The following is a 20284-nucleotide window of genomic DNA, read 5'->3' on the forward strand; positions in this document are numbered from 1 at the left end:
TCATGTGCATCAATTGCGTCCAACGTAGTCAATATTTTTATCCACGAGGGTAACGCAGCAATCCTTGTGGACGATTACATATGCTCTAATCGATCAATCCGATTTTCAATCGGGGGATGCGTATCGAAAAGGCTCGCACGGCGTTTTCGTCCGCTACCGAACGGGTTGGCGATATACATGGACGCCGTCGCATCTTTTGCAGCTTTAACTGTATGCGTGTCTGCACTAATTTTTTGCAAAGCACCGATCAGGCCTTGCGGATCACGCGTCAATTCGACCGCCGATGCGTCGGCAAGGTATTCACGATTGCGTGAAACAGCTAGATGAACAAATTGCGCCGCAAGCGGAGCGAGTATGAGCACGACAAGTGATGCGATCATAAGCAGCGGATTCTTCTGGTTGTCACGCTTTCTTGCACCGCCGAAAAAAAACATACGCTGTCCGAGATCGGCAATCACGACAATCACGCTGACAAGCGCGATACAAAGCGTCATCAGCCGGATATCATAATTGCGAATATGCGAGAATTCATGAGCGGCAACGCCAGCCAATTCCTCTCGATTCAAACGGTCGAGCAGACCCGTTGTAAATGAAATCGCGCTCTTCTTCGGACTTAATCCAGTGGCAAAAGCGTTCGGTGCCGGATCGCTAACAATATAAATCGCAGGCATTGGCACAGCAGCGGCAAGCGCTAGTTCTTCAACAAGATTGAATAGCATCGGATTATCGCTTTTTTTAATTTTTTTCGCGCCTGACATGCTTAGCACTTGAGCGCCGGCACTGGCAAACGTGATCGGTAGATAAACCGCCAAGATGGCGACGGCAAGAATGAGCCCGCCAATGTCACCGATATTGAGAAAATAGCCGATCGCCCAACCGGTAACCGCAACGAGCAGACTAAATAACAACAGCAACACAATCGTTTTTCTCTTATTTTGTTGAATCTGTTCATAGAGCACGCGCGATCACCCTTTCAGCTTCTTCTGGATTAGAAAGTGACCTTAGGTGCCTCACGATTTGCTTCCGGTATCGTCAGTAATTCTTCACGTTTAAAGCCGAAAAGCTTAGCAATGATATTGGAAGGAAACGATTCGCGCTTAATGTTGTAATCTTTCACCGTCTTGTTATAAAGCTGGCGAGAATAGGCAACTTTATTTTCAGTCGTCGTCAATTCTTCTTGAAGGCTAAGAAAGTTCTGATTCGCCTTCAGATCCGGATACGATTCAGCAAGAGCAAATAGCGAACGTAGCGCGCTTTCAATCTGATTATCGGCATCAATTCGTTGCTGCGGCGAGCCGCTGACGAGCTGATTTCTCTTTTCAATGACTTGTGTTAATGTTTCCTTTTCATGCTTGGCATAGCCTTTGACCGTCTCGACAAGATTAGGAATCAAGTCATGGCGCCGCTGCAATTGGACATCAATTTGGCTGAATGATTCCTGCACCCAGTTCCTATACTTCACCAATCCGTTATATGAGAAAATTGCAAAAAGAACAAGAACAACGGCAATAGCAATCAGAATAATCGTTGTCATGATAACCCACCCTTTCTAATACCTTTAGTGTCTCCTCTTCTCTTATCATACCTTACCTTTACGATCAGAAATACAACAAATTACTGAAAAACCAATCAGAATCCGTTATGCTGAAAGCAAGAAACGGCAGGCGGTTTCTTTTTATGAAAACGCATACCGTTCCTGATTATGATCATTTATAATGATTGATCAGACTTTACTGATTCATCGTTCAGTGAGCGAATTGGCAGCAACGTCCCAATCAAGGCGATGCAAGCTGCCGCAATGAATATCACAGGTAATGACTGTCCTCCCGCAAAAAAAGATAAAACAAGAAAAACCATCAAGTCACAGCAAGAATCGATAATGGACAAAAGTGAAATAGTCGTCGCCCGAACGGCAGACGGAATATAATCATTACTGATTTGCGAATAAATCGGATAGCGGACAACCTGTGTCAGGCGCAGCAGAATGAAGGTACCGACTGCCATCCAGATAGGTGCGTGTGACAGCGCAGCCAGAACCAAACCCGCAACAGACAGCAGACCAGTTACCTGCATGAGCAGCAGTCGCGGAAAACGTCGTGTCAGCCAGCCAATCGACCGTGAGACAAAGAAACCGAGCAAAGCCGCAGATGCATAAAGAATGCCGATGATGCTAACCGGAACGCCCGCTGCTTTGAGAAAAGGCTGATCAAAGTTCTTAAAAACCGCACCGACCGGTATAAACACCAACGTGACATTAAGAAACATAACGAGAAGGCGCGGCTTCTTGCGGATGACTTGCCAGCCATCTCTTACTTGGCGAAATGGATGATTCTGCACAACACGCGTGTGCGCACGGGGCGTTCGCAAGAGCACGAGGAAAATAAACTGCAGCAATTGAAAACACAGTGTCAAAAGAATCAGTAGGCGGAACTGGGCTTGCGTCACATCCTTCCCAATCCAGGCGCCTAGTATCACGGCAACAAGCGACGCCGCAAAGTCTGCTGATTGAAGCCGTCCCATGACCTGATCCATCATCTGCGTTTTGCCGTCTTCCCGAAGTGATTCATAGAGGAAAGCTTCATCAGCACCCGAGAAAAACGTCACAGAAAATCCGTTCAGAAAACTGTACAGAAAAAACTGCCAGGGACGATCAGCAAAAAAGAGCACGCCGATACTCGCCATTTGAACCGCTGCGCCCGTTAAAAATGAAAGCTTGGGGCCAAATTTATCGGCAAAGACTCCGGTTGGAATTTCACCGATCAAAACAGCTGCACTCCAGCAAAACATGATCACGAATAAATCACGCGGATGCAGCCCATGTGATAAATAAAAAAGTGTCAATACCGGCTGAAGAAAATTCAAACTGTTGAAAAGATAAGCCCAGAACAAACAACGGCTATTATAAGCCGATAGTGATTGATGCATCGTATCTCCCCGCATTCCTATTTATTATTGCAAATAAAAGGAGAGGAGAGCTCTTCGTTTCACAGATTACAAGCGAACAGCAACCCCTCTGTGCCGCCTTGCAAGAATACGATAGTCTTTTGCATCGTGATAAAACCTCCTGTAATTATTTACTCCAGTATATCAGAAGCACAGGAAATGTGTGATGGCGCCTTGCGGGAACAGCGTGCCAGAGAGACCCCCAGATTATTGCCTGTTCGAGCAGGCTCGTGGTACACCCGTGGCAAACGAACACATGGCCAATAAATGATTAAATAATAACAACAGAATTTAACAGAGCCTTATAGATTTCTCACCGCTCAAAAAAGACGCAAGAAAGGCGCCTCGAGATCGGGAAAGCCGACTTTCAAAGACGCCTACATTGTATTTTATTCAAGGCAAAAATCCATGATTGTCTCGCGAACCTTCTCATTGATGCCGAATTCGCGTGCCAAATAACGGTCAAATGAACCATAATGCTCATTAATCGAATCTGCGGCTGCATTCAGATAAACCTCTTGAACGAGGAAATCTGATTCAAATTGCTGCAGACGTTTGCCATTGATGTATTGCGACGCTTCCGCAAACATTTCCTGGTGAAATTGCTTTAGAAGGCGATTGGACAGCAGATAATCGTCCATAATCGTGTCAAATGGCACGTCAAGCGTCAGCAAAATCAACATCGCACCGACACCTGTACGATCACGGCCTCCTGCACAATGATGCAGTAGCGGCAAATTCCGATCAGGCTGCGACAGATAACGCATCAATTGCCGGTAAGACAAATTTTGGATTGGCATCTCCGCATAGACATTGGAAAAGGACTTCAGTGAAAACGATTGATAAAAGTCCTCAGGATTCCATTCGCTCTTTGCCGTTGTCTTATCCTCGCCGTTCACCGCAATCCGTTCATGGCGTTCTGCAATTGTTGGATCCGGCCGTTGATCCGCCTCAGCCTTGTCACGATAGTCAAAAACAAGACGGAGCGACAATTTTTTTAAATAGGCCTTATCTTTCTCCGTCAAATCCGTCAAATCAGCAGAGCGATAAAACAATCCCTTCTTGATCGTGCGTCCGTCCTTTGTCCGTAACCCGCCCATATCGCGGAAATTATAGGCGCCTTGTACCGGAAGCACCCGTTCCATCAATTTGCGCTCCATCCGCAGCCCCGCCTTCTTCTAATGATTTCACATGACTTGTTTATCGTAACATATTAATGACGTATCAAAGTGAAGCCTGTGTGAAAAATTGGGCTTAACCAGTTCTTTATTTGAAGCAGTTGTGCTTCGGCTGCTCGCTTGCCGCTAATTATATGAGCAGCTTATTCGCACATGTCCTTTGAATTGTCTGTCCCTAACTGTCCCGATCGATTTACACGCAGCATTTATCTGCTGTACGTTCTTCGTTCAGGTGGTACATAGGTTGCAAAACACTGTTCAATTATATCCAGCGAATCAGAAATAATGATTTTCTCCCGATTCCCGCCGCTGAGAAATCCTTCAGAGACGGTTCGGTCAAGGAACGCGGCCAGAGACTTATAATAGCCATTTATATTATAAAACGCACACGGTTTGCGGTGCAGACCGAGTTGCGACCAGGAAATAGCGTCGAAAATTTCCTCCATTGTCCCGATTCCGCCAGGCAAGGCAAGACAGGCATCGGCAAGTTCCAGCATTTTCGCCTTGCGCGCCTGCATATCAGGAACGACAATCAGTTCGTTAAGCTTCGGGTGAGCAATCCCCCGCTGCTGAAGGAGCTCCGGCATGACACCAATCGCTTGACCGCCGTGTGCCAATACCGCATCCGCACAGGCACCCATTAAACCGACTGACGCGCCGCCATAGACAAGCGCCACTTGTCGCTCCGCCAGCCAAATCCCCAATTCATGTGCTGCCTGCATATAGATCGGATCCGTACCCGGATTCGCGCCACAAAAAACAGTCAACCGTTTCAATCCAGACACCCTCTCTGGGATAATATCTTGATAATAGCATGGTTCCATAGATTAATAAACGACGATCCTATAACTTTCGTCTGACCTTCATGGTAATTAAACGTTTAATTAAGCGATATGTTCGCTTTTATTCTCGCATCTTTTTCTTAAATGCCGTTCAACGACCACAGACGCACTCTATCATTGCGCGCTTTCATTTAATCAAACGTTTAATTAAGCGATATGTTCGTCTTGCTCATGATAAAAGTAAATAGCGTGCGGCAAGCCCCAGTACCATGCCAATAATAATTGACGGCAGAAATCGTTTCAGAAAGTGCATAGATAATCCGGCGAATAAACAGCCTATCAAAATTGGAAAAGAAATCGTCAGTTCGCCATGTACCGGCACAAAAATCTGCTTGACAAGCAGCGCGGCAATAATCGCAACCGGCACATAGGTAAAATAGAGGGCCAGCATCGGTCCCGTCTTACGATTAGCCATGAATTCCAGACCAGCTAGCCGGGAGAAATAAGTCGAAACAGCAAGTATGCCGATCAGCAGCCAGTTCTTAAGCATGCGCTTTCCTCCTTGCAAGAAACAGCCCGACAAACGGCGCAACAGCACCAGTAATGATTATCGTAAAGTCATTGCCGGGAAACAACAATTCAATTCCAAACGCAATCCCTACTGCAGCAAGCGCCGTAGCAAGAGCCGGCCGGCCTTTAAGGCTCGGGACCAGCAATGCAATGAATGTGACAGGAAATGTTAAATCAAGCCCCCACGTTTGCGGGTTAATCTGATTACCGGCAAGTGCACCGATTAGGGAAGAAATCACCCAGGCACTGTAAAACATAAGGGTTAGCACGCTATAATAGAGCGGGCTTGGCCCATTCTTTTTGAAATAGGCAGTTGCCAGAACGAAAGGTTCGTCGGAAATGCCTGGTGCGAGCAACCAGCGCAGCTTTCTATTTGTGCCGAGGCCACTCGATAACGCTGCGCCGTATAGCAGGTTCCGTAAATTTAGTAGAATGGAGGTTACAAAGATGCTGGCAATACTTGCGCCAGTCATAATCATCGCAACCGCGACCATCTGAATCGTTCCCGAGAAAACGAACAGAGACATACCAACAGTTTCAGCCCGATTGAAACCCGCTTGCGTGGCCAGAACACCATATGAAAGTCCATAGGTTGCAACAGCCAGCACAAGCGGCGTCGCCTCAGTGAATGCCGTTCGAATCGTGCGTATCCGTTCATCCCGTGTCATCGCTACTTTCCCCTTTAATGTATGTTATAATGATATATATGTATGTTATATAGTACGATTATTTGTTTGTCAATACAGAAACGGAGGACGAAAGATGGACGATCTGCAGCATGATATTGCCCGCAATCTGAAAAAAATCCGTCTGCAGAAGGGTTTGAGTCTTGATCAGGCAGCGACGCGTACTGGTGTTAGCAAATCGATGCTCGCACAAATTGAGCGTGAAAAATCCAATCCGTCAATCAGCACGCTCTGGAAAATCGCCACGGGCCTACAAATCTCATTTTCTTCCTTTATGGAAAAAGAGGACACGGCGATTGAAAAAGTCGTATTCAAGAAACTGACACCTGCCATTGACGATCAGGAAATGTACCGGGTTTACTCACTTTTCTCCTTCCACCCAGAAAAGAAATTTGAAATTTATTCGGCACATCTCGCTGCTGGCAGTTTCCATCACGCCGAAGCGCATAGTGGGGAGGAATACCTTCTCGTCGCAGCAGGAGCGATCAGTCTAACCGTTCATGGTAAAACACAGGTCCTGGAAACTGGCGACGCGTTGCATTTTGTTCCGAATGACGTCCATGATTACACAAACAATGGTGCTGAAGAAGCTGTTTTTTTTGATTTAATCTATTATCCACGGTGAGTCTGTGCGGACGCTTACTGAGATCTATTTTTAAAGTGCTATACTTGGTTTACGGCCCGTCCCAGCATACAACCACGCACGAAATAGGAGTCCTTATGTCTTTAATTAAATCTCTATTCACTACTTATCGCGGGCTTCCCCGCGAAGTCTATGTACTCTTTGTCGCACATATCATCACCAATATCGGCAGCTTTGTGCAGCCGCTGCTCGTCCTGATCCTGACACAGAAAATCGGTTTGACAAGCGGTGCGGCCGGCTATTACATCACGATGCTCAGTGTTCTCTTTGCACCAGGCATGATCATCGGCGGCAAGTTGGTGGACACAATCGGCCGCAAAAAGGTTCTGCTTTTTTCGCAAATCACCGGTGCGCTCGCGACGCTCGTCTGCGGCTTCATGCAGCCTTCGATGAATATGGTTTACGTATTGATGATTTCTTCTGTTCTTTATTCTGCGGGACAACCGGCTTTCGACGCCCTGATCGCTGATATCACCGCCCCGGAAAATCGTAAGGCATCCTATTCGCTGACCTATATGGGCTGGAATCTCGGTTTCGCGATTGGACCGATTATCGGTGGTATTCTATTCAAAGACGCGTTGCCGCTCGTTTTCATCGGCGATGGTCTGACGACGTTTCTGTCTGCGTTGCTGATTGGCTTCTTCGTATCGGAAACCAAAAATCAGGCGGATCATCTGGAACTCGGCGCCGATCGCGCAATGGAACAACGCATCGAAGGTTCCGTTTTCCGGTTACTTTTTAAAAGGCGTATTCTGCTTTACTTCGCGCTGATTCTATTCTGTTATCAGTTTGTCTACAGCCAATGGGATTTCACCTTACCACTGCAAATGACGGAACTGTACAAGAGCAACGGTGCTGCTTTTTACGGTCTTCTGGCCAGCTGTAACGGTATCGTTGTTATCACGATCACACCGCTCATTGTCCGGTTCACGCGGCACTACCACCCGATTCGCGTAATGACCGCTGGTGGTATCTGTTACGCATTATCTTTCGGATTGTTCGGTGTCGCAGCAACCCTACCACTTTTTTATCTTGGCGTTTTCATCATGACCGTTGGTGAGATCCTGATTTCGATTAATTCATCGACATTCATTGCGGACTATACACCAGCCTCGCACCGCGGACGGGTTAGTTCGATTCTGCCGATAATCACCGGAGCTGGTTATACAATCGGGCCGGTATTGATGGGCAACGTTGTTGAATCGTTTTCGATTCGGACTGCTTGGACAATCATCACGGTCATCGCATTGATCGCCGCCGGGATGATGGGCCTTTTGAGCAAAGCGCGACCTATCCCATCTAGAAGCGATGCGTCTCACCAGATAAATTGACAATGGAAAAAGAGCGTCTGAAAAGTCATGCCGACTTTGAGACGCTCTTTTGATAAAGCTATCGCTCGACTTGAAGATGCTCCCCATTCTTTCTTATTGAAATGTACGAAGCACGAGATTCTTGAAAACTGATTGCCCCTTTAAAGAATACAAACTTATTCGATTGTCCGATGCACGCGGAAAAACCAGGTCAGAAATCGTTATTTTCCCGTGATCGGCAAACACTTCAATACTTGTCCGGTCAACGAGGATCTTCAGATGAATGAACTTCTGATTCTTCGGCAACGGTACTCGGTTTTCCACGTAGCGTCCGCTCTTATCCGGCTGATCCGTGAAGCTCCGATTGACATATAGAAAATGCTCCTTCGCAAATACACCAATATCAATATGCCGTTTACCATGTGCCGACTCGCGTAGACGGAAACCGGCGTTCTCAGCTTTATTCCATGAGAGGTCTACATCTAATTGATAGGCGACCGCCTCCGTATCAAGCATTTTGTTTCCTCTCACTTCAAGACGACTTGTTTGTGCCACGGGGATCATGGTCTTCTCGAGCTGACTCGCAGGCTCAGACAACAGCCTATAGGAACGCCCCACTCTGGAAAGGTGAAGCTGACGTGGCACGGATTCAAGTCCATTGAAACCGTCTTTCGTTGTCGGTGTGTTCGTCGGGTAATCCCAATTGTTCATCCAAGCCATCGCGTAGCGGCTCTTTAATGGATCCTGCGCTTGGCCATCCTCAAAAGTGACTGCTGCGTACCAGTCGAAGCCCTGATCAAGCCACTCAGGTTCAAGACGGTCCGCATGAAAAAAAGCACCGTCAAAATTTCCCGTCCAGTAAGCGTAAGTATTAGGAAGGCCTGCAGCCTTACCGTTCGCGCTGGCACCAAGAATCCAATGCATAGTCCGATCATCAGCCCGCATCAAATAAAGATCCGGACATTCCACAATACCGATCCCCGAGGTCTCAAACCCGCTCATATACTGCCATTTCTTTAAATCCATCGATTGATAAAAACCAATTTTTGTACCTTCCGCAAGAACCATGACCCATTTTTTTCGATCATTGTCCCAGATCACTTTTGGATCGCGAAAATCCTTCACAGCCGGATTAGTCAATACCGGTTTCTCGCCATATGGCCGGAAAGTAGTCCCATTATCCTTGCTATACCACAAATATTGCTGTTGCTTCTTTCCTTCTGGCTGCTGTGTCAGAATCGCAATTAGTGTATTTTTGCCTAATCCTGCCGTATTCCTGCTGTCGCGGATTATCGAACCCGACCAGACATCCCCGTTCCCGTTACTGAATTTAGGAATAGTTGTTCCCCGATCATGCCAATTTATCAAATCTTTGGAGACGGCATGTCGCCAAGCTGTTCCATTCCCTGTCGGATAATCCTTATTATAGAGATAAAAAAAATGATATTGGCCATCAAAATAAATCGGTCGCTGCGGATCATTCATCCAGTGATCGGGTACGGTAAAATGATAAACCGAACGCCAGGTGGCACTTGGTTTTTCAACGATCGATTTCTTATTCACAGCATATGGTTTGTAGAAATACGTTGCGATAAGCAAGACAAGAAGTACGAACCCGAGGGCCACATGCCATCGTTTGCGAAAATACGTCACGTCGTTGCAGCCCCCTTCTTTTGGGTTATTCTTTCAAAAAAAGCAAAAGGAATACCAGATAGCCACCGGTATTCCCCTTACCCATTGTGCACTTAATTTTCCACAGTCAACTGGCCTTGAGCCAATATTTGATTCGGTACAACCGAAGTGCTCGTTCCATCCAAACGTATCAAGAAACTCGGTGCAAACGTTGATTGGTGCTCAGCAAACAGCCCGCGATTGGTCATATAGCTCGTGATCACAACATTATTGCCGCGTTTCTGCGGAATAGCAAAATGAGAGTACGTCCAAGTCAAATCATTCGGTTCTAGATTCATCCGCAAGATAAGCCCGCTACCATTGAGCGGACGATAAGGACCGGTCAATGAATGCGACACAAAACCGAGCATATAAACGTCCTTATCGCTGATTCCATCAATCGTCATTTTCGCGCCGCGGGAATCCGTGAATAGATACCATTTTCCGTCTTTTTTAAAAACGTTGGCGCGCTCAATCTCGTCCGTTACCGTATTTGAAGTGATGAGTGGCTTCATCACTTTCTTCAAAGTATAATCATTATTTAATTCAATAATACCAAGCGCTCCATTTGCCGCAGCGGCCAAACGACGCTTCGGACTCTTCAGCAAGTTGGCACGTTCCTGCTGGAAAAAGCGGAAATTGCCGCCGTAATAAGCCCGATTATCCAGCTGTTCCTCACCTTGGTACCCATCTTCGTTCCCGGTATTGGCTTCGAAAACAAGATATTTATGGCCATTGTCTTCAACATAATGTGGATCCCGTAACGTATGGTTATCCAGTGGATCCTGTATGCTTTGATCAGCCGTCTGATAATACTTGGTATCGCCAGCAAAAATGGATTTATAATCTTCCGTGCCGTCAATCTTCAGAAGATCTTTGTCCTGCTGGCTGACATTGACCTGTGCCGTGGTCAGTATCTGATTCCCGTACAGCTTTTGCTCCGGAGCCCAAGGCTCACGGTTCGTATAGAAAAGTCGAATTTTTCCGTCTGCCGTCAATGTAGCCGAGCCGGACCACTCTTCGGCTTGTTGCTTCAAATAAGAATCGTCTGTTTTCAAATGCGCGTCTGGTTCAAAGACGCGACCGGCATTTTTCCAGCTGTCAATCGATGTATCACCGATTTTTTGGTAAAAAAGATAAATGAACGTGTCGCTGGCATTTTTCGGATTGCCTGCTAGAGCAAATACAATATGGTAGCCCTTGTAATCGGCAACTGTTCCGTCCGCATTCTGCAACGGCCAGCTGTCCCAAACATCGAGTGCGTACGGATTTCCCGAACTGTCTTTAGCCGTTGCGGATGCCAAATTTTTAATGGCAGAAGCATCAAAATCAGGCACTTTAAAACGCGAACTATCCTGCTGTTTGACGATTTCCGCCATATCCGAACGCGTGAGATGAGAAATACCGTATGATTGATTAAATAAGTTGTCGTCTGGATAACGGTTATCCTGATGAGAGTCCTTCTTATCGTAATTTCCGTAATTATTGTCGCCCGTATCATCTGCTGGACTAGCAAATGCGTGTAGAGCGCCGCCAAAAGATAGCGCAACAGTAAAAACTAATGCAGACAATCTTCTAACCATTTTGTTGGATTTCATTCGTTGATCGCTCCTTAGCAAGTTTTCAGCGGATGCTGCAAAATGTTTTTCCTGATGTCTCCATTGCGCGCGCTGCAAGGAAATTGTGTTTTGTCGATTTATAGCGACGTGATTGCCTCCTAATGATAGATTTGCGCTACCTGATCCGTCAACTGTAAAAAGGAGGATCTATTGCTTATTTGTTCCAAACAGTCAAACTCTTGTTTCATGAATAAAGTGCAGATTTTTATGACGTTTATGACAAAAATTCTTTATTTTAGATGGCCATTCTACCTTAAAAACAAGTCTATAAGACAAATTCTTCGGTTGATTTATGCAATGATTATCGTTACCTAGCTGTTATCCTTCTGTAATAATCACAGGACGAAAGTTGGAAAATAGATATTTATTAAAAAGGACTGTTAAAAATTGTTATTGTCTATCTATGCGTCATATGCTCGTTCGCCGTGGGCGCTACCCACGAGCCTCCTCGAACAGGCAATAATCTGCGAGGCCCATTTCCCATTTGGCCTATTTAAATGGGAAACCGCTAAGCCTAGCTCAAACTAAGATAAACTTTGGCATAGCCAAGTCTTTTTTGCAAAAATTGCGCGCCGGCTGCTCGCTTGCCGCGGGCGATCCGTGAGCCTCCTCAGACAAGCTAGAATCTGCGGGGTCTCACTTGGCTCGCTTTTCCCGCAGGCGTCTCGCGCCTTCGCTCCATTTTTTTCACAAAATCTTATACATTCTTGTCTTTTCAAAAAAAGCACAGGAAGAAAAACTCGAGTTTTTCTTCCTGTGCTGCTACAATTTATGCCGAGATCTTAACTTTACAAAGAAGTTTCGCTCAAATTTCGCAGCTTTTTTCTACAATCTGTCGTGAATAACCGCTAACGCTTGCCTGAGCTCTTTGACTGGAATTTGTCCGGGTGCTGAAGCTGTTTGACCAACGCCAAAGGTCATTGCGGATCCGAACACTTCGCCGCATAGACGGCTGATCGCACCTAATCCGCCCATAGCCATCGTAATCATCGGACGGTCGGCATATTTTCTGTTCATTTCTTCCGTTGCCTCTAACAAGGTAAGCACATCCGCTTGGCATCGTGGCATGACGGCAATTTTTGGGATATCGGCGCCATAGGTTTGCATTTGTCTCAGACGCGCGACCAGCTCTGATTTGTCAGGCGTTCCGTTGAAATCGTGACTGGACATAATCACACGGACAGCATTTGCCTTGGCGGAAGCAACGAGCTCTTGAACAATTTTTTCTCCAGCAGACCATTCCACATCAATGAAATCTGCCTGATTTGTATGAATGATCCATTTGTTAAGCGCCACATAGTCCGCTTTGCTGATTTCTTTCTCGCCACCTTCATCCTTGCTCCTAAACGTGACAATCAGTAGTTTATCGGCAAGCCGTTCATGAAGAAGAGCCATCATCTCTTGAACTGCCGCGAAGTCATTCGAATTTTGAAAGGCATCCAAGCGCCACTCAATCGCATCAGGCTGTAAATCTAGAGCGCTTGCTAGTTCCTGCATGATCCTGTCTCTCGTTTGTCCAACAAGTGGAATAATGATTTTCGGGATACCTTCACCGATACTGACATGCTTAATCCGCAGAATCTTGCTGATCATCGCTTAGAATCCCATCCGTTCTTTGACAAAGTCAATCGGCATTGCTTGACCGAACCAAATTTTAAAAGCCTCAGCACCTTGAAAGAGCACCATATTCAAACCGTTGCTTATCTTCTTGCAGCCGGCTTCTTCCGCCAATTCCAGCAACTTGGTTTTCCGTGGCATATAAATAACATCGGACACCACCAGTTCGGAACGCAGCCAACTCGAATCAGGAATCAGACTTTGTCCTTCTAACGGACGCATGCCGACGTTCGTTGCATTTGTCAGAATATCGCTCGTGCGGATTTCTTCCTTCAGTCTCTCCGTATCTTCAAGCGAATAGAAATGGGCCTGGCAGGATGTGCCCGTCATTTCATCATTTATTATGCGCGTATTACGTTCAGCATTTGCAAGAGACGGACCCTCGTGGTTAAAAATAGAAATTTCTGCTAAACCATCAAGCGCGGCCTGAATCGCGATTGCCGTTGCCGCGCCGCCCGCACCTAAGAGCGTCATCTTTTTTCCATTGATGCCGACTCCCGTTTCTTTCAAGCCATGAACATAGCCGAGACCGTCTGTATTGTGTCCGATCAGTCTCCCATTTTCGTTGACGACCGTGTTGACCGCGCCGGCAAACTTAGCGGCAGGCGATAGCTCGTCCAAATAAGGGATGATTTTCTTTTTATTCGGCATCGACACATTCCAGCCGCGAATAGCCAATGCGCGAAATCCCTTAATCACATCTTCAAGCTGCTCACTGCCGACTTCAAAAGCCATGTAAGCCGCATTCAGTCCCAATTTCTTCAGCGACAAATTATGCATTCGCGGGGAAATTGAATGGCCAATGGGTGTCGCAAGTAATGCAATCAGTTGCGTCCTTCCGTCAATCCGATCTTCGTGAAACTCTTCCATCCTTCTCAATCCCTCAAGCGATAGTATCCGCACGCATGCCGCAGTTTGTGCGGTGATATTATTTCTTGCTGATCAGAACCTGATTCACTTGATTTGGGCTCGTCCCCGTCTTCAGTACAGACAGCACATCATTCAGACTGATCTCCACCATGTTCTTCACGGCAAGATTCGTATAGAAACCGATATGTGGCGTGATCAAAACGTTAGTCATTGCGCGCAGTGTCTTCAAGTGTTCGCTTGGAATATCTTTGCCGCGCAAATCGATATTGAAGAATTTTTCCTCACCAACTAGTGTATCGAGCGCTGCGCCGGCGATTTTTTTATCGTTCAAAGTCGCAATTAAAGCGTCTGTATCGACAACTGGGCCACGGGAGGCGTTAATCAAGTAAGCATCCGGCTTCATCAATGCGAGCGCTGCTGCGTCTATCAGTTTCTCAGTCGTATTCAGCAGTGGGACATGCAACGTAACAATATCAGCCCGCTTCAGCAATTCTTCTTTAGTCACATAGGTCAGGACATCGCGCAGATCTTCGCGTTCAACGATATCATTTGCAATGACTGTCGCACCGAGTCCTTTGAACAAGCGAGCCACCGTACCGCCAATTCGGCCGGCGCCAATGACACCGACCGTCAGTGAACGAATTTCGCGTGCCATCAGACCGGCCCAGCGAAAATCTTGTTCTGCCTCACGTGCTTCGAACTGCGGCAGATTGCGAATCAGACGCATCGTCTGCGTCACCGCCAGTTCCGCAACAGAATTTGGTGAATAGGCCGGTACATTGGTGACGATCAGCCCATTCGCAGATGCTTTTTCTAGATCAAACACATCGTAACCGGCTGTGCGCGTAGATAGTTGCTTTATCCCGTACGTGCGAAGCGTCTTATAAATACTTTCATCATCGAGGCGATTACGCTGTTGGATGACAAGTCCATCATAACCTTTGACTAGTTTTACCGTTTCTGTGTCCAGTTCAAGCTGATTGGTATCCACAACCGCATCGTGAGCATCCGCCCACTCGCGAATCGCCTGCTGCTCATCATCACGGACCGAAAACATCAATATTTTCATCAATGATTCCTCCAATTTTTCTTTTATCTTATCTTTTCTTTTACTCTATCAAAGCAAAATTGTACTTCTAAACTTTTTAGAAACTGGGCTCCGGTCGCTCGCTTTTCCCGCAAAGAGCAGAGCGCTAAGCTGGATTTTGTCCGTAAATAGAAGAACTCCCTCTATTTCCATGTTCAGTAGTGTCCCGCCGCCCCAAGCGGGTCCTGAATGTTTCTCATCTTTTTAATAAAAACCACACGGACTTTTTTATCCATGTGGTTGTTTTCCCAAGAAGTGATTCCAGTTATAGCAAATTGCAAAATATCTGTCAATATAAATCATCTAATCTTTTGAAAATATCGTGATAATGGCTCAAGAGCTGTGGATCAGCTACCGCGATGCCCGAACGATAAAAAGTGATCGCTCCGGCCCCGCCACCAATCTCCCCACGTTCTGCCAACTGATGTCTCAGATGGTTTGACGTGCCGATACTGCCGTCAATGATGTCTGTATCCTCCGGGAAAATCTGTCGAATGCTATCCTTAAAAAGTGGGAAATGCGTGCAGCCAAGCACGACGGTACCATATTCAGAAAGATTAAGACCCGAGGCCGCTTTCTTTAAATAGGGAATCACTTGCTCCGGATCGAAAACGAAACGCTCGGCAAAGCGGACAAGACCTGGTAACGGCAGACTGTCGACAATCTCATCATGGTCAATCCGTTCAACAAGATGATGAAATTTAGCCTCTTTAAGCGTCAATTCTGTCGCAAGCACCAGCACCTTTCTCCGCTTCCTTGTGCTGACCTGAACAGCCGGTTTCACCGCAGGTTCGATGCCGATTATCGGGAAAGCGTAGGTCCGACGCAGTTCCTCAATCGCTATGCTCGTCGCTGTATTGCAAGCAACGACAAGTGCCTTGACGCTTTGCGATGCGATGAAATCAGCCGCTTCAAGAACAAACGCACGGACCTCCTCTTTTGATTTTTCCCCGTATGGGACATGCGCTGTATCTGCATAAAAGAGATAATCTTCATCGGGAAGTATCTTTCTGGCTTGGTGCAGTACGGTCAAACCGCCAATGCCAGAATCAAAAAAAGCAATTTTCAACGTGTTCACACTCCATACTGACTTTATAACCACAATTGCTATTATAATACCTGGACGCGCCGCAGACATTAAAATTATCCAAACATGAACGACTGTTTTTAATGAAGGAACCGGCGCAATGCCCTGTTTATTGCCCATCAGTGGGATAAGCTTGGCGTAGCCAAGTCCTTTTTTGCAGAAATTACGCGCCGGCTGCTCGCTTGCCGCGGGCGATCCGTGAGCCTCCTCGGACAAGCGAGAATCTGCGGGGTCTCACTTGGCTCGCTTTTCCCGCAGGCGTCTCGCGCCTGTGCTCCATTTTTTGTGCAATATCTTATATATTCTTATCTTTTAAGAAAAACTAGGCTTCATCAATCTTTTTTATAACAATACGCTTCGGTTGCTCGCTTGCCGCGGGATATGCAACAAATGTGTTCCGGCTGCATTATCACGCAAAAATTCATATATTTTATTTGCAAAAAAAGCCCCTCTGATCCTGCTTCAGAAGGGGCTTTATGAATAACAGAAGATTTTCGAAACGGCGGTGAACTTTACTTGTATTCGGGGCTGTTTCGAACAACTCCTGTATTTCTCAGGTCAGCCTGCAATAATCTGGGTGAGAAGAAAAACATTCAGGCTGACGATAACGCCGGTCACTCCCCACGCTGTTATCGTTGTGAGTCGTTTATTAACCAGACTACCCATAATCGACTTTTTGCTAGTAAAGATAACAAGCGGTATAATCGCTAGCGCGATGCCGAAGGAGAGTACGACTTGGCTGAGAACCAACGCGTTTGTCGCGTTCGCACCGGAAATAATAACCGCGAGCGGCGGAATCATCGAGCAGACTCTTCGCAGAAAGACAGGAATTCTTTTGTGAATAAAGCCCTGCATCATGATGTCACCGGCAAGTGTGCCGACCGATGAACTGGAAAGTCCGGCGAATAAGAGACCTATACCAAAGAGAAGCGACGCGCTCGGCGCGATATAAACGCCGAATTCTTTGAATGCGATATCCAAATCTGTGATGACCATATGTCCATGGAAAGTGGAGGCGGAAACTGCTAGCATAATCATGTTAATGACACCGGCAATCGCCATTGCAATCAGTATATCGACAACTTCAAAATGGAAAATTTTCTTTTTCTCAACAGCGTTGCTTCCGATCACGCGGCGGCAAGTCAAACCCGAATGCATGTAAATCGCATGGGGCATCACTGTTGCCCCAAGGATGCCTGCCGCTAGCATCACGCTACCTACACCTTGAAATTGGGGAACAAATCCAGCCATCAAAGGGGCCATTTGCGGCATGGCAAAGAATATTTCGCAGGCAAAAGCGATAACGACAATGAAAACCATGGCAGCGATAACCATCTCGAGTGGTCTGAATCCCTTCACCTGGAAAGCCAGAATCAGCATTGCACAGACTGCTGTCAAAATCGCCGCTGGTATCATCGGCAAACCGAAGACAAGGTGGAAACCAAGCGCCGCGCCAATAAATTCGGCAAGATCGGTGGCAATAACCATGATTTCGCCTTGAATCCAATAGAAAACGGCTACGCCTGGTTTCCATTGATCACGAAGCACCTCGGGAAGGTTGTGAGCCGTGGCAATGCCAAGCTTTGCAGACAACGTTTGGATAAGAACCGCCATCAAGTTCGAAAGTGCCACGACCCACAACAATAAGTAGCCATACTGGGAACCGCTTTGAATATTCGTTGCATAATTCCCCGGATCGATATAAGCAACTGCAGCAACAAACGCTGGCCCGATAAAGGGTATGGCCTGTTTCCAGCCTTTCTTCCGGCCAATTGCCTGTTGAAAAGACTCCGACTGTCCCTGACCTTTTCGAATCGTCAGTACACCTGCTCCGTCACCAGAACCAACCACTGCAACATCTTCTGTATAGCGCATCGAATCACCTTCCTTTTATTGCTTGGAGAATAATTGTTTCTTTAAGGAAACTTTTATTCCTATAATCAATGTATAGCAATCGCCCCCGTTTTGCAACCCATACCCAAGTTTTTTTTCATGAAATCCCTTTTATAAATGAAAAAGCAATGAACGTTGTGTTCATTGCTTTTTCATTTATTTTTTTCACAATTTACCCTCGAAGCATCCGCAGACCATTCAAGATGACAAGAATTGTGCTTCCCTCATGGCCAATAACGCCAAGCGGCATTGAAATGAACTGGAGCAAGTTGACTGCCATCAAAAATGCAATCATCGAAAGCGCGAAAGCCATATTCATTTTGATAATCCGATTCATGCGTTTTGATAAGCGAACCGCGTCAGCAATCCGCTGCAGATCATTCTTCATCAGAATGATGTCAGCAGTCGCCAATGCCGCATCGTTCCCCCCGCCCATCGCAATACCCACTGACGACTGAGCGAGTGCCGGCGTATCATTGATCCCGTCACCAACCATGCCGACCGCACCGTATTTTTCAGCCAATTGTTTAATCGCCTGAACCTTGTTTTCGGGGAGGCAATTTGCGATATAGGCGCTCACGCCAGTCTCCTGCTGAATCGCCCTGGCTGTTTTTTCATTGTCGCCCGTCAGCATGATCGTTTGAATGCCGTATTGATGCAACGTTTTTATCGCCGCAACGGAAGAGTCTCTGATCTGATCTTTCAGAGCGAAGGCGCCAGCCATTTTCTGATCAACAGCAACATAGACGAGCGTGTGGTTTCTCGGTAATTCCCGCTCATACGTATTCATAAATTGTTGCATGGTCTTTTCATCAAAAAGTTCTGCCTTGCCAATCGTGTACAGACGCCCATCGACTTCTCCGGAAACACCGAATCCTGGTTTGACTTTAACGTTTTCCGACTCAAGCGGACTTGCCTTCGTCACTTTCTGCGAATAGGCAACAAGTGCTTCTCCCAGTGGATGCGACGCGTTATTCTCAATTGCAGCCACTGCTGCATAAAATTCCCGATCAGCAAAACCACTCACGTTCAGCGCCCAATCAACTTCTGGTTTCCCTCGTGTCAACGTTCCAGTCTTATCGAAAGCGAGTGCTTTAAGACCAGCAAGCTGTTCGAGGTGAACCCCTCCTTTGATCAGAATTCCCTTGCGTGCGCCGTTGGCTACAGCAGACAACACAGCCGGCATTGTCGAAGCAACCAGCGCGCACGGCGAGGCGACAACAAGCATCACCATTGCTCGATAGATTGTATCACTCCATGACCATCCGAAAAGATAATGCGGGAGGAAGAGCATTAATACAGTTAACGCAATCACTATCTTGACGTAAATTTTTTCAAAACGTTCAATAAAGAGTTGGGACGGTGCTTTCTCCGTCTGCGCCGTCTGGACCAATTCAATAATCTTACTGAACATCGAATCCTCGTTTTTCCGAGTCACTTCCGCGTGCAAATTACCGTCGATATTGACCGTTCCCGCCATGATTAAATCATCGATTTTTTTCAATACGGGAACCGATTCCCCGGTCATCGAGGACTCATCGATCGTTGTTTCACCAAGAATAATGCGGGAATCAGCCGGGATACGTTCTCCTGGCTTAACATGAATCACATCGCCCGGTTGCAATTGTCCGACAGCAATCTGCTGTTCCTGATTATTGATGATAAGACGCGCAGTTTCCGGCTGCAGATCCATTAGCGAAGAGATCGCTCGAGAGCTCTTAGCCATCGAATAGGTCTCCAAAGCACCGCTTAAAGCAAAAATAAAGATTAGGACAGCGCCCTCAAGCCAATGACTGATGCACGCTGCGCCAATTGCCGCGAGACCCATCAATAATTCAACATTCAATTCTCTGTTCTTAATCGTATCCTTAATACCGGTACTAATTTGGTAGTAGCCACCAATCAGATAGGCAACTAGATAGATGTACCAGACATTTGTGTCCGTGATCTCACTCACGACATAGCCCGCAAGTGTCAGCACACCGCCAAGCAATGCGGCAATCATTTCCCCATGCTTTTTAATTGTTGCCCGCCACTGGTCAAGCCGGCTGCTGTTCGCAGCAAGATGCAAATCCATTTCCTTCAGCATACATAGTCCTCCTCTATCCCATTCATTGAACCACTGTCTATTCAACCAATCATTTTTTCTTTTTAATTAGATTAATTATTATTACATTCAAATTCTATCATCATTTTATGCAATTGCAAGCCTTTTGTTCTCAATTATTTATTTTAATTGAGAATGATAACAAGTATCGTTTAGATAGTCATATCAAGAATGATTTTCATTAACAGTTGTCATAATCGCTGATATTTCAAACATTAACT

Annotated in this window: 17 protein-coding genes; 2 read left to right on the forward strand and 15 right to left on the reverse strand. The window is 46.4% G+C overall.

What is annotated here, in order from left to right; translation table 11 throughout:
* Nucleotides 1-74: 74 nt before the first annotated feature.
* From htpX to JOC27_RS05450, 7 genes are all read right to left on the reverse strand, one after another.
* Entirely contained in the window at nt 75-959 is an 885-nt protein-coding gene (gene htpX / locus JOC27_RS05420) for a zinc metalloprotease HtpX (RefSeq protein WP_205005993.1), read from the reverse strand.
* Between the two features lie 29 nt (nt 960-988).
* Nucleotides 989-1537, reverse strand: a complete 549-nt coding sequence (locus JOC27_RS05425) for a LemA family protein (protein WP_338062775.1) — start codon at nt 1535-1537, stop codon at nt 989-991.
* Between the two features lie 173 nt (nt 1538-1710).
* Nucleotides 1711-2925 carry an MFS transporter gene (locus JOC27_RS05430; RefSeq protein WP_205005995.1) on the reverse strand — a complete coding sequence of 405 codons (1215 nt, stop codon included), beginning with the start codon at nt 2923-2925 and terminating at the stop codon, nt 1711-1713.
* Nucleotides 2926-3332: 407 nt separating this feature from the next.
* Nucleotides 3333-4103, reverse strand: a complete 771-nt coding sequence (locus JOC27_RS05435) for a tyrosine-protein phosphatase (protein ID WP_205005996.1) — start codon at nt 4101-4103, stop codon at nt 3333-3335.
* A 224-nt stretch (nt 4104-4327) separates the two neighbouring features.
* Entirely contained in the window at nt 4328-4897 is a 570-nt protein-coding gene (locus tag JOC27_RS05440; RefSeq protein ID WP_239529846.1) for an LOG family protein, read from the reverse strand.
* Nucleotides 4898-5132: 235 nt separating this feature from the next.
* Nucleotides 5133-5453 (reverse strand): AzlD domain-containing protein, encoded by a 321-nt coding sequence (locus JOC27_RS05445; RefSeq protein ID WP_205005998.1) that lies wholly within the window; start codon nt 5451-5453, stop codon nt 5133-5135.
* On the reverse strand, nt 5446-6141 hold the full coding sequence (locus tag JOC27_RS05450) for an AzlC family ABC transporter permease (protein ID WP_205005999.1): 696 nt from the start codon (nt 6139-6141) through the stop codon (nt 5446-5448). The genes JOC27_RS05445 and JOC27_RS05450 overlap by 8 nt, the downstream gene beginning before the upstream one ends.
* A gap of 94 nt (nt 6142-6235) precedes the next feature.
* On the opposite strand from JOC27_RS05450, the gene JOC27_RS05455 reads away from it, so the two are divergent.
* Nucleotides 6236-6784 (forward strand): helix-turn-helix domain-containing protein, encoded by a 549-nt coding sequence (locus JOC27_RS05455; RefSeq protein ID WP_205006000.1) that lies wholly within the window; start codon nt 6236-6238, stop codon nt 6782-6784.
* Nucleotides 6785-6879: 95 nt separating this feature from the next.
* The gene (locus JOC27_RS05460; protein ID WP_205006001.1) at nt 6880-8133 is read left to right on the forward strand and encodes an MFS transporter; all 1254 of its coding nucleotides are present in this window, start codon (nt 6880-6882) and stop codon (nt 8131-8133) included.
* Nucleotides 8134-8226: 93 nt separating this feature from the next.
* On the opposite strand, the gene JOC27_RS05465 is transcribed toward JOC27_RS05460, so the two are convergent.
* From JOC27_RS05465 to JOC27_RS05500, 8 genes are all read right to left on the reverse strand, one after another.
* Nucleotides 8227-9765 (reverse strand): GH32 C-terminal domain-containing protein, encoded by a 1539-nt coding sequence (locus JOC27_RS05465; RefSeq protein ID WP_205006002.1) that lies wholly within the window; start codon nt 9763-9765, stop codon nt 8227-8229.
* Nucleotides 9766-9857: 92 nt separating this feature from the next.
* Nucleotides 9858-11381, reverse strand: a complete 1524-nt coding sequence (locus JOC27_RS05470; protein ID WP_205006003.1) for a glycoside hydrolase family 68 protein — start codon at nt 11379-11381, stop codon at nt 9858-9860.
* 846 nt (nt 11382-12227) lie between these two features.
* Nucleotides 12228-12995: a type I 3-dehydroquinate dehydratase gene (gene aroD / locus JOC27_RS05475; RefSeq protein ID WP_205006004.1), complete on the reverse strand. Its 768-nt coding sequence runs from the start codon at nt 12993-12995 to the stop codon at nt 12228-12230.
* Between the two features lie 3 nt (nt 12996-12998).
* Nucleotides 12999-13889 carry a shikimate dehydrogenase gene (locus tag JOC27_RS05480; protein ID WP_205006005.1) on the reverse strand — a complete coding sequence of 297 codons (891 nt, stop codon included), beginning with the start codon at nt 13887-13889 and terminating at the stop codon, nt 12999-13001.
* A 58-nt stretch (nt 13890-13947) separates the two neighbouring features.
* Nucleotides 13948-14958, reverse strand: a complete 1011-nt coding sequence (locus tag JOC27_RS05485; RefSeq protein ID WP_205006006.1) for a D-2-hydroxyacid dehydrogenase — start codon at nt 14956-14958, stop codon at nt 13948-13950.
* A 307-nt stretch (nt 14959-15265) separates the two neighbouring features.
* A complete protein-coding gene (murI, locus tag JOC27_RS05490) occupies nt 15266-16045 on the reverse strand; it encodes a glutamate racemase (RefSeq protein WP_205006043.1) in 780 nt (259 codons plus the stop codon).
* 576 nt (nt 16046-16621) lie between these two features.
* Nucleotides 16622-17938: an Nramp family divalent metal transporter gene (locus tag JOC27_RS05495; protein WP_205006007.1), complete on the reverse strand. Its 1317-nt coding sequence runs from the start codon at nt 17936-17938 to the stop codon at nt 16622-16624.
* Between the two features lie 190 nt (nt 17939-18128).
* Nucleotides 18129-20045, reverse strand: coding sequence for a heavy metal translocating P-type ATPase (locus JOC27_RS05500; protein ID WP_205006008.1), 1917 nt, complete (start codon nt 20043-20045; stop codon nt 18129-18131).
* Nucleotides 20046-20284: the final 239 nt, after the last annotated feature.

The sequence above is a fragment of the Sporolactobacillus spathodeae genome (assembly GCF_016908935.1).
In the GTDB taxonomy this organism is placed as follows: domain Bacteria; phylum Bacillota; class Bacilli; order Bacillales; family Sporolactobacillaceae; genus Sporolactobacillus; species Sporolactobacillus spathodeae.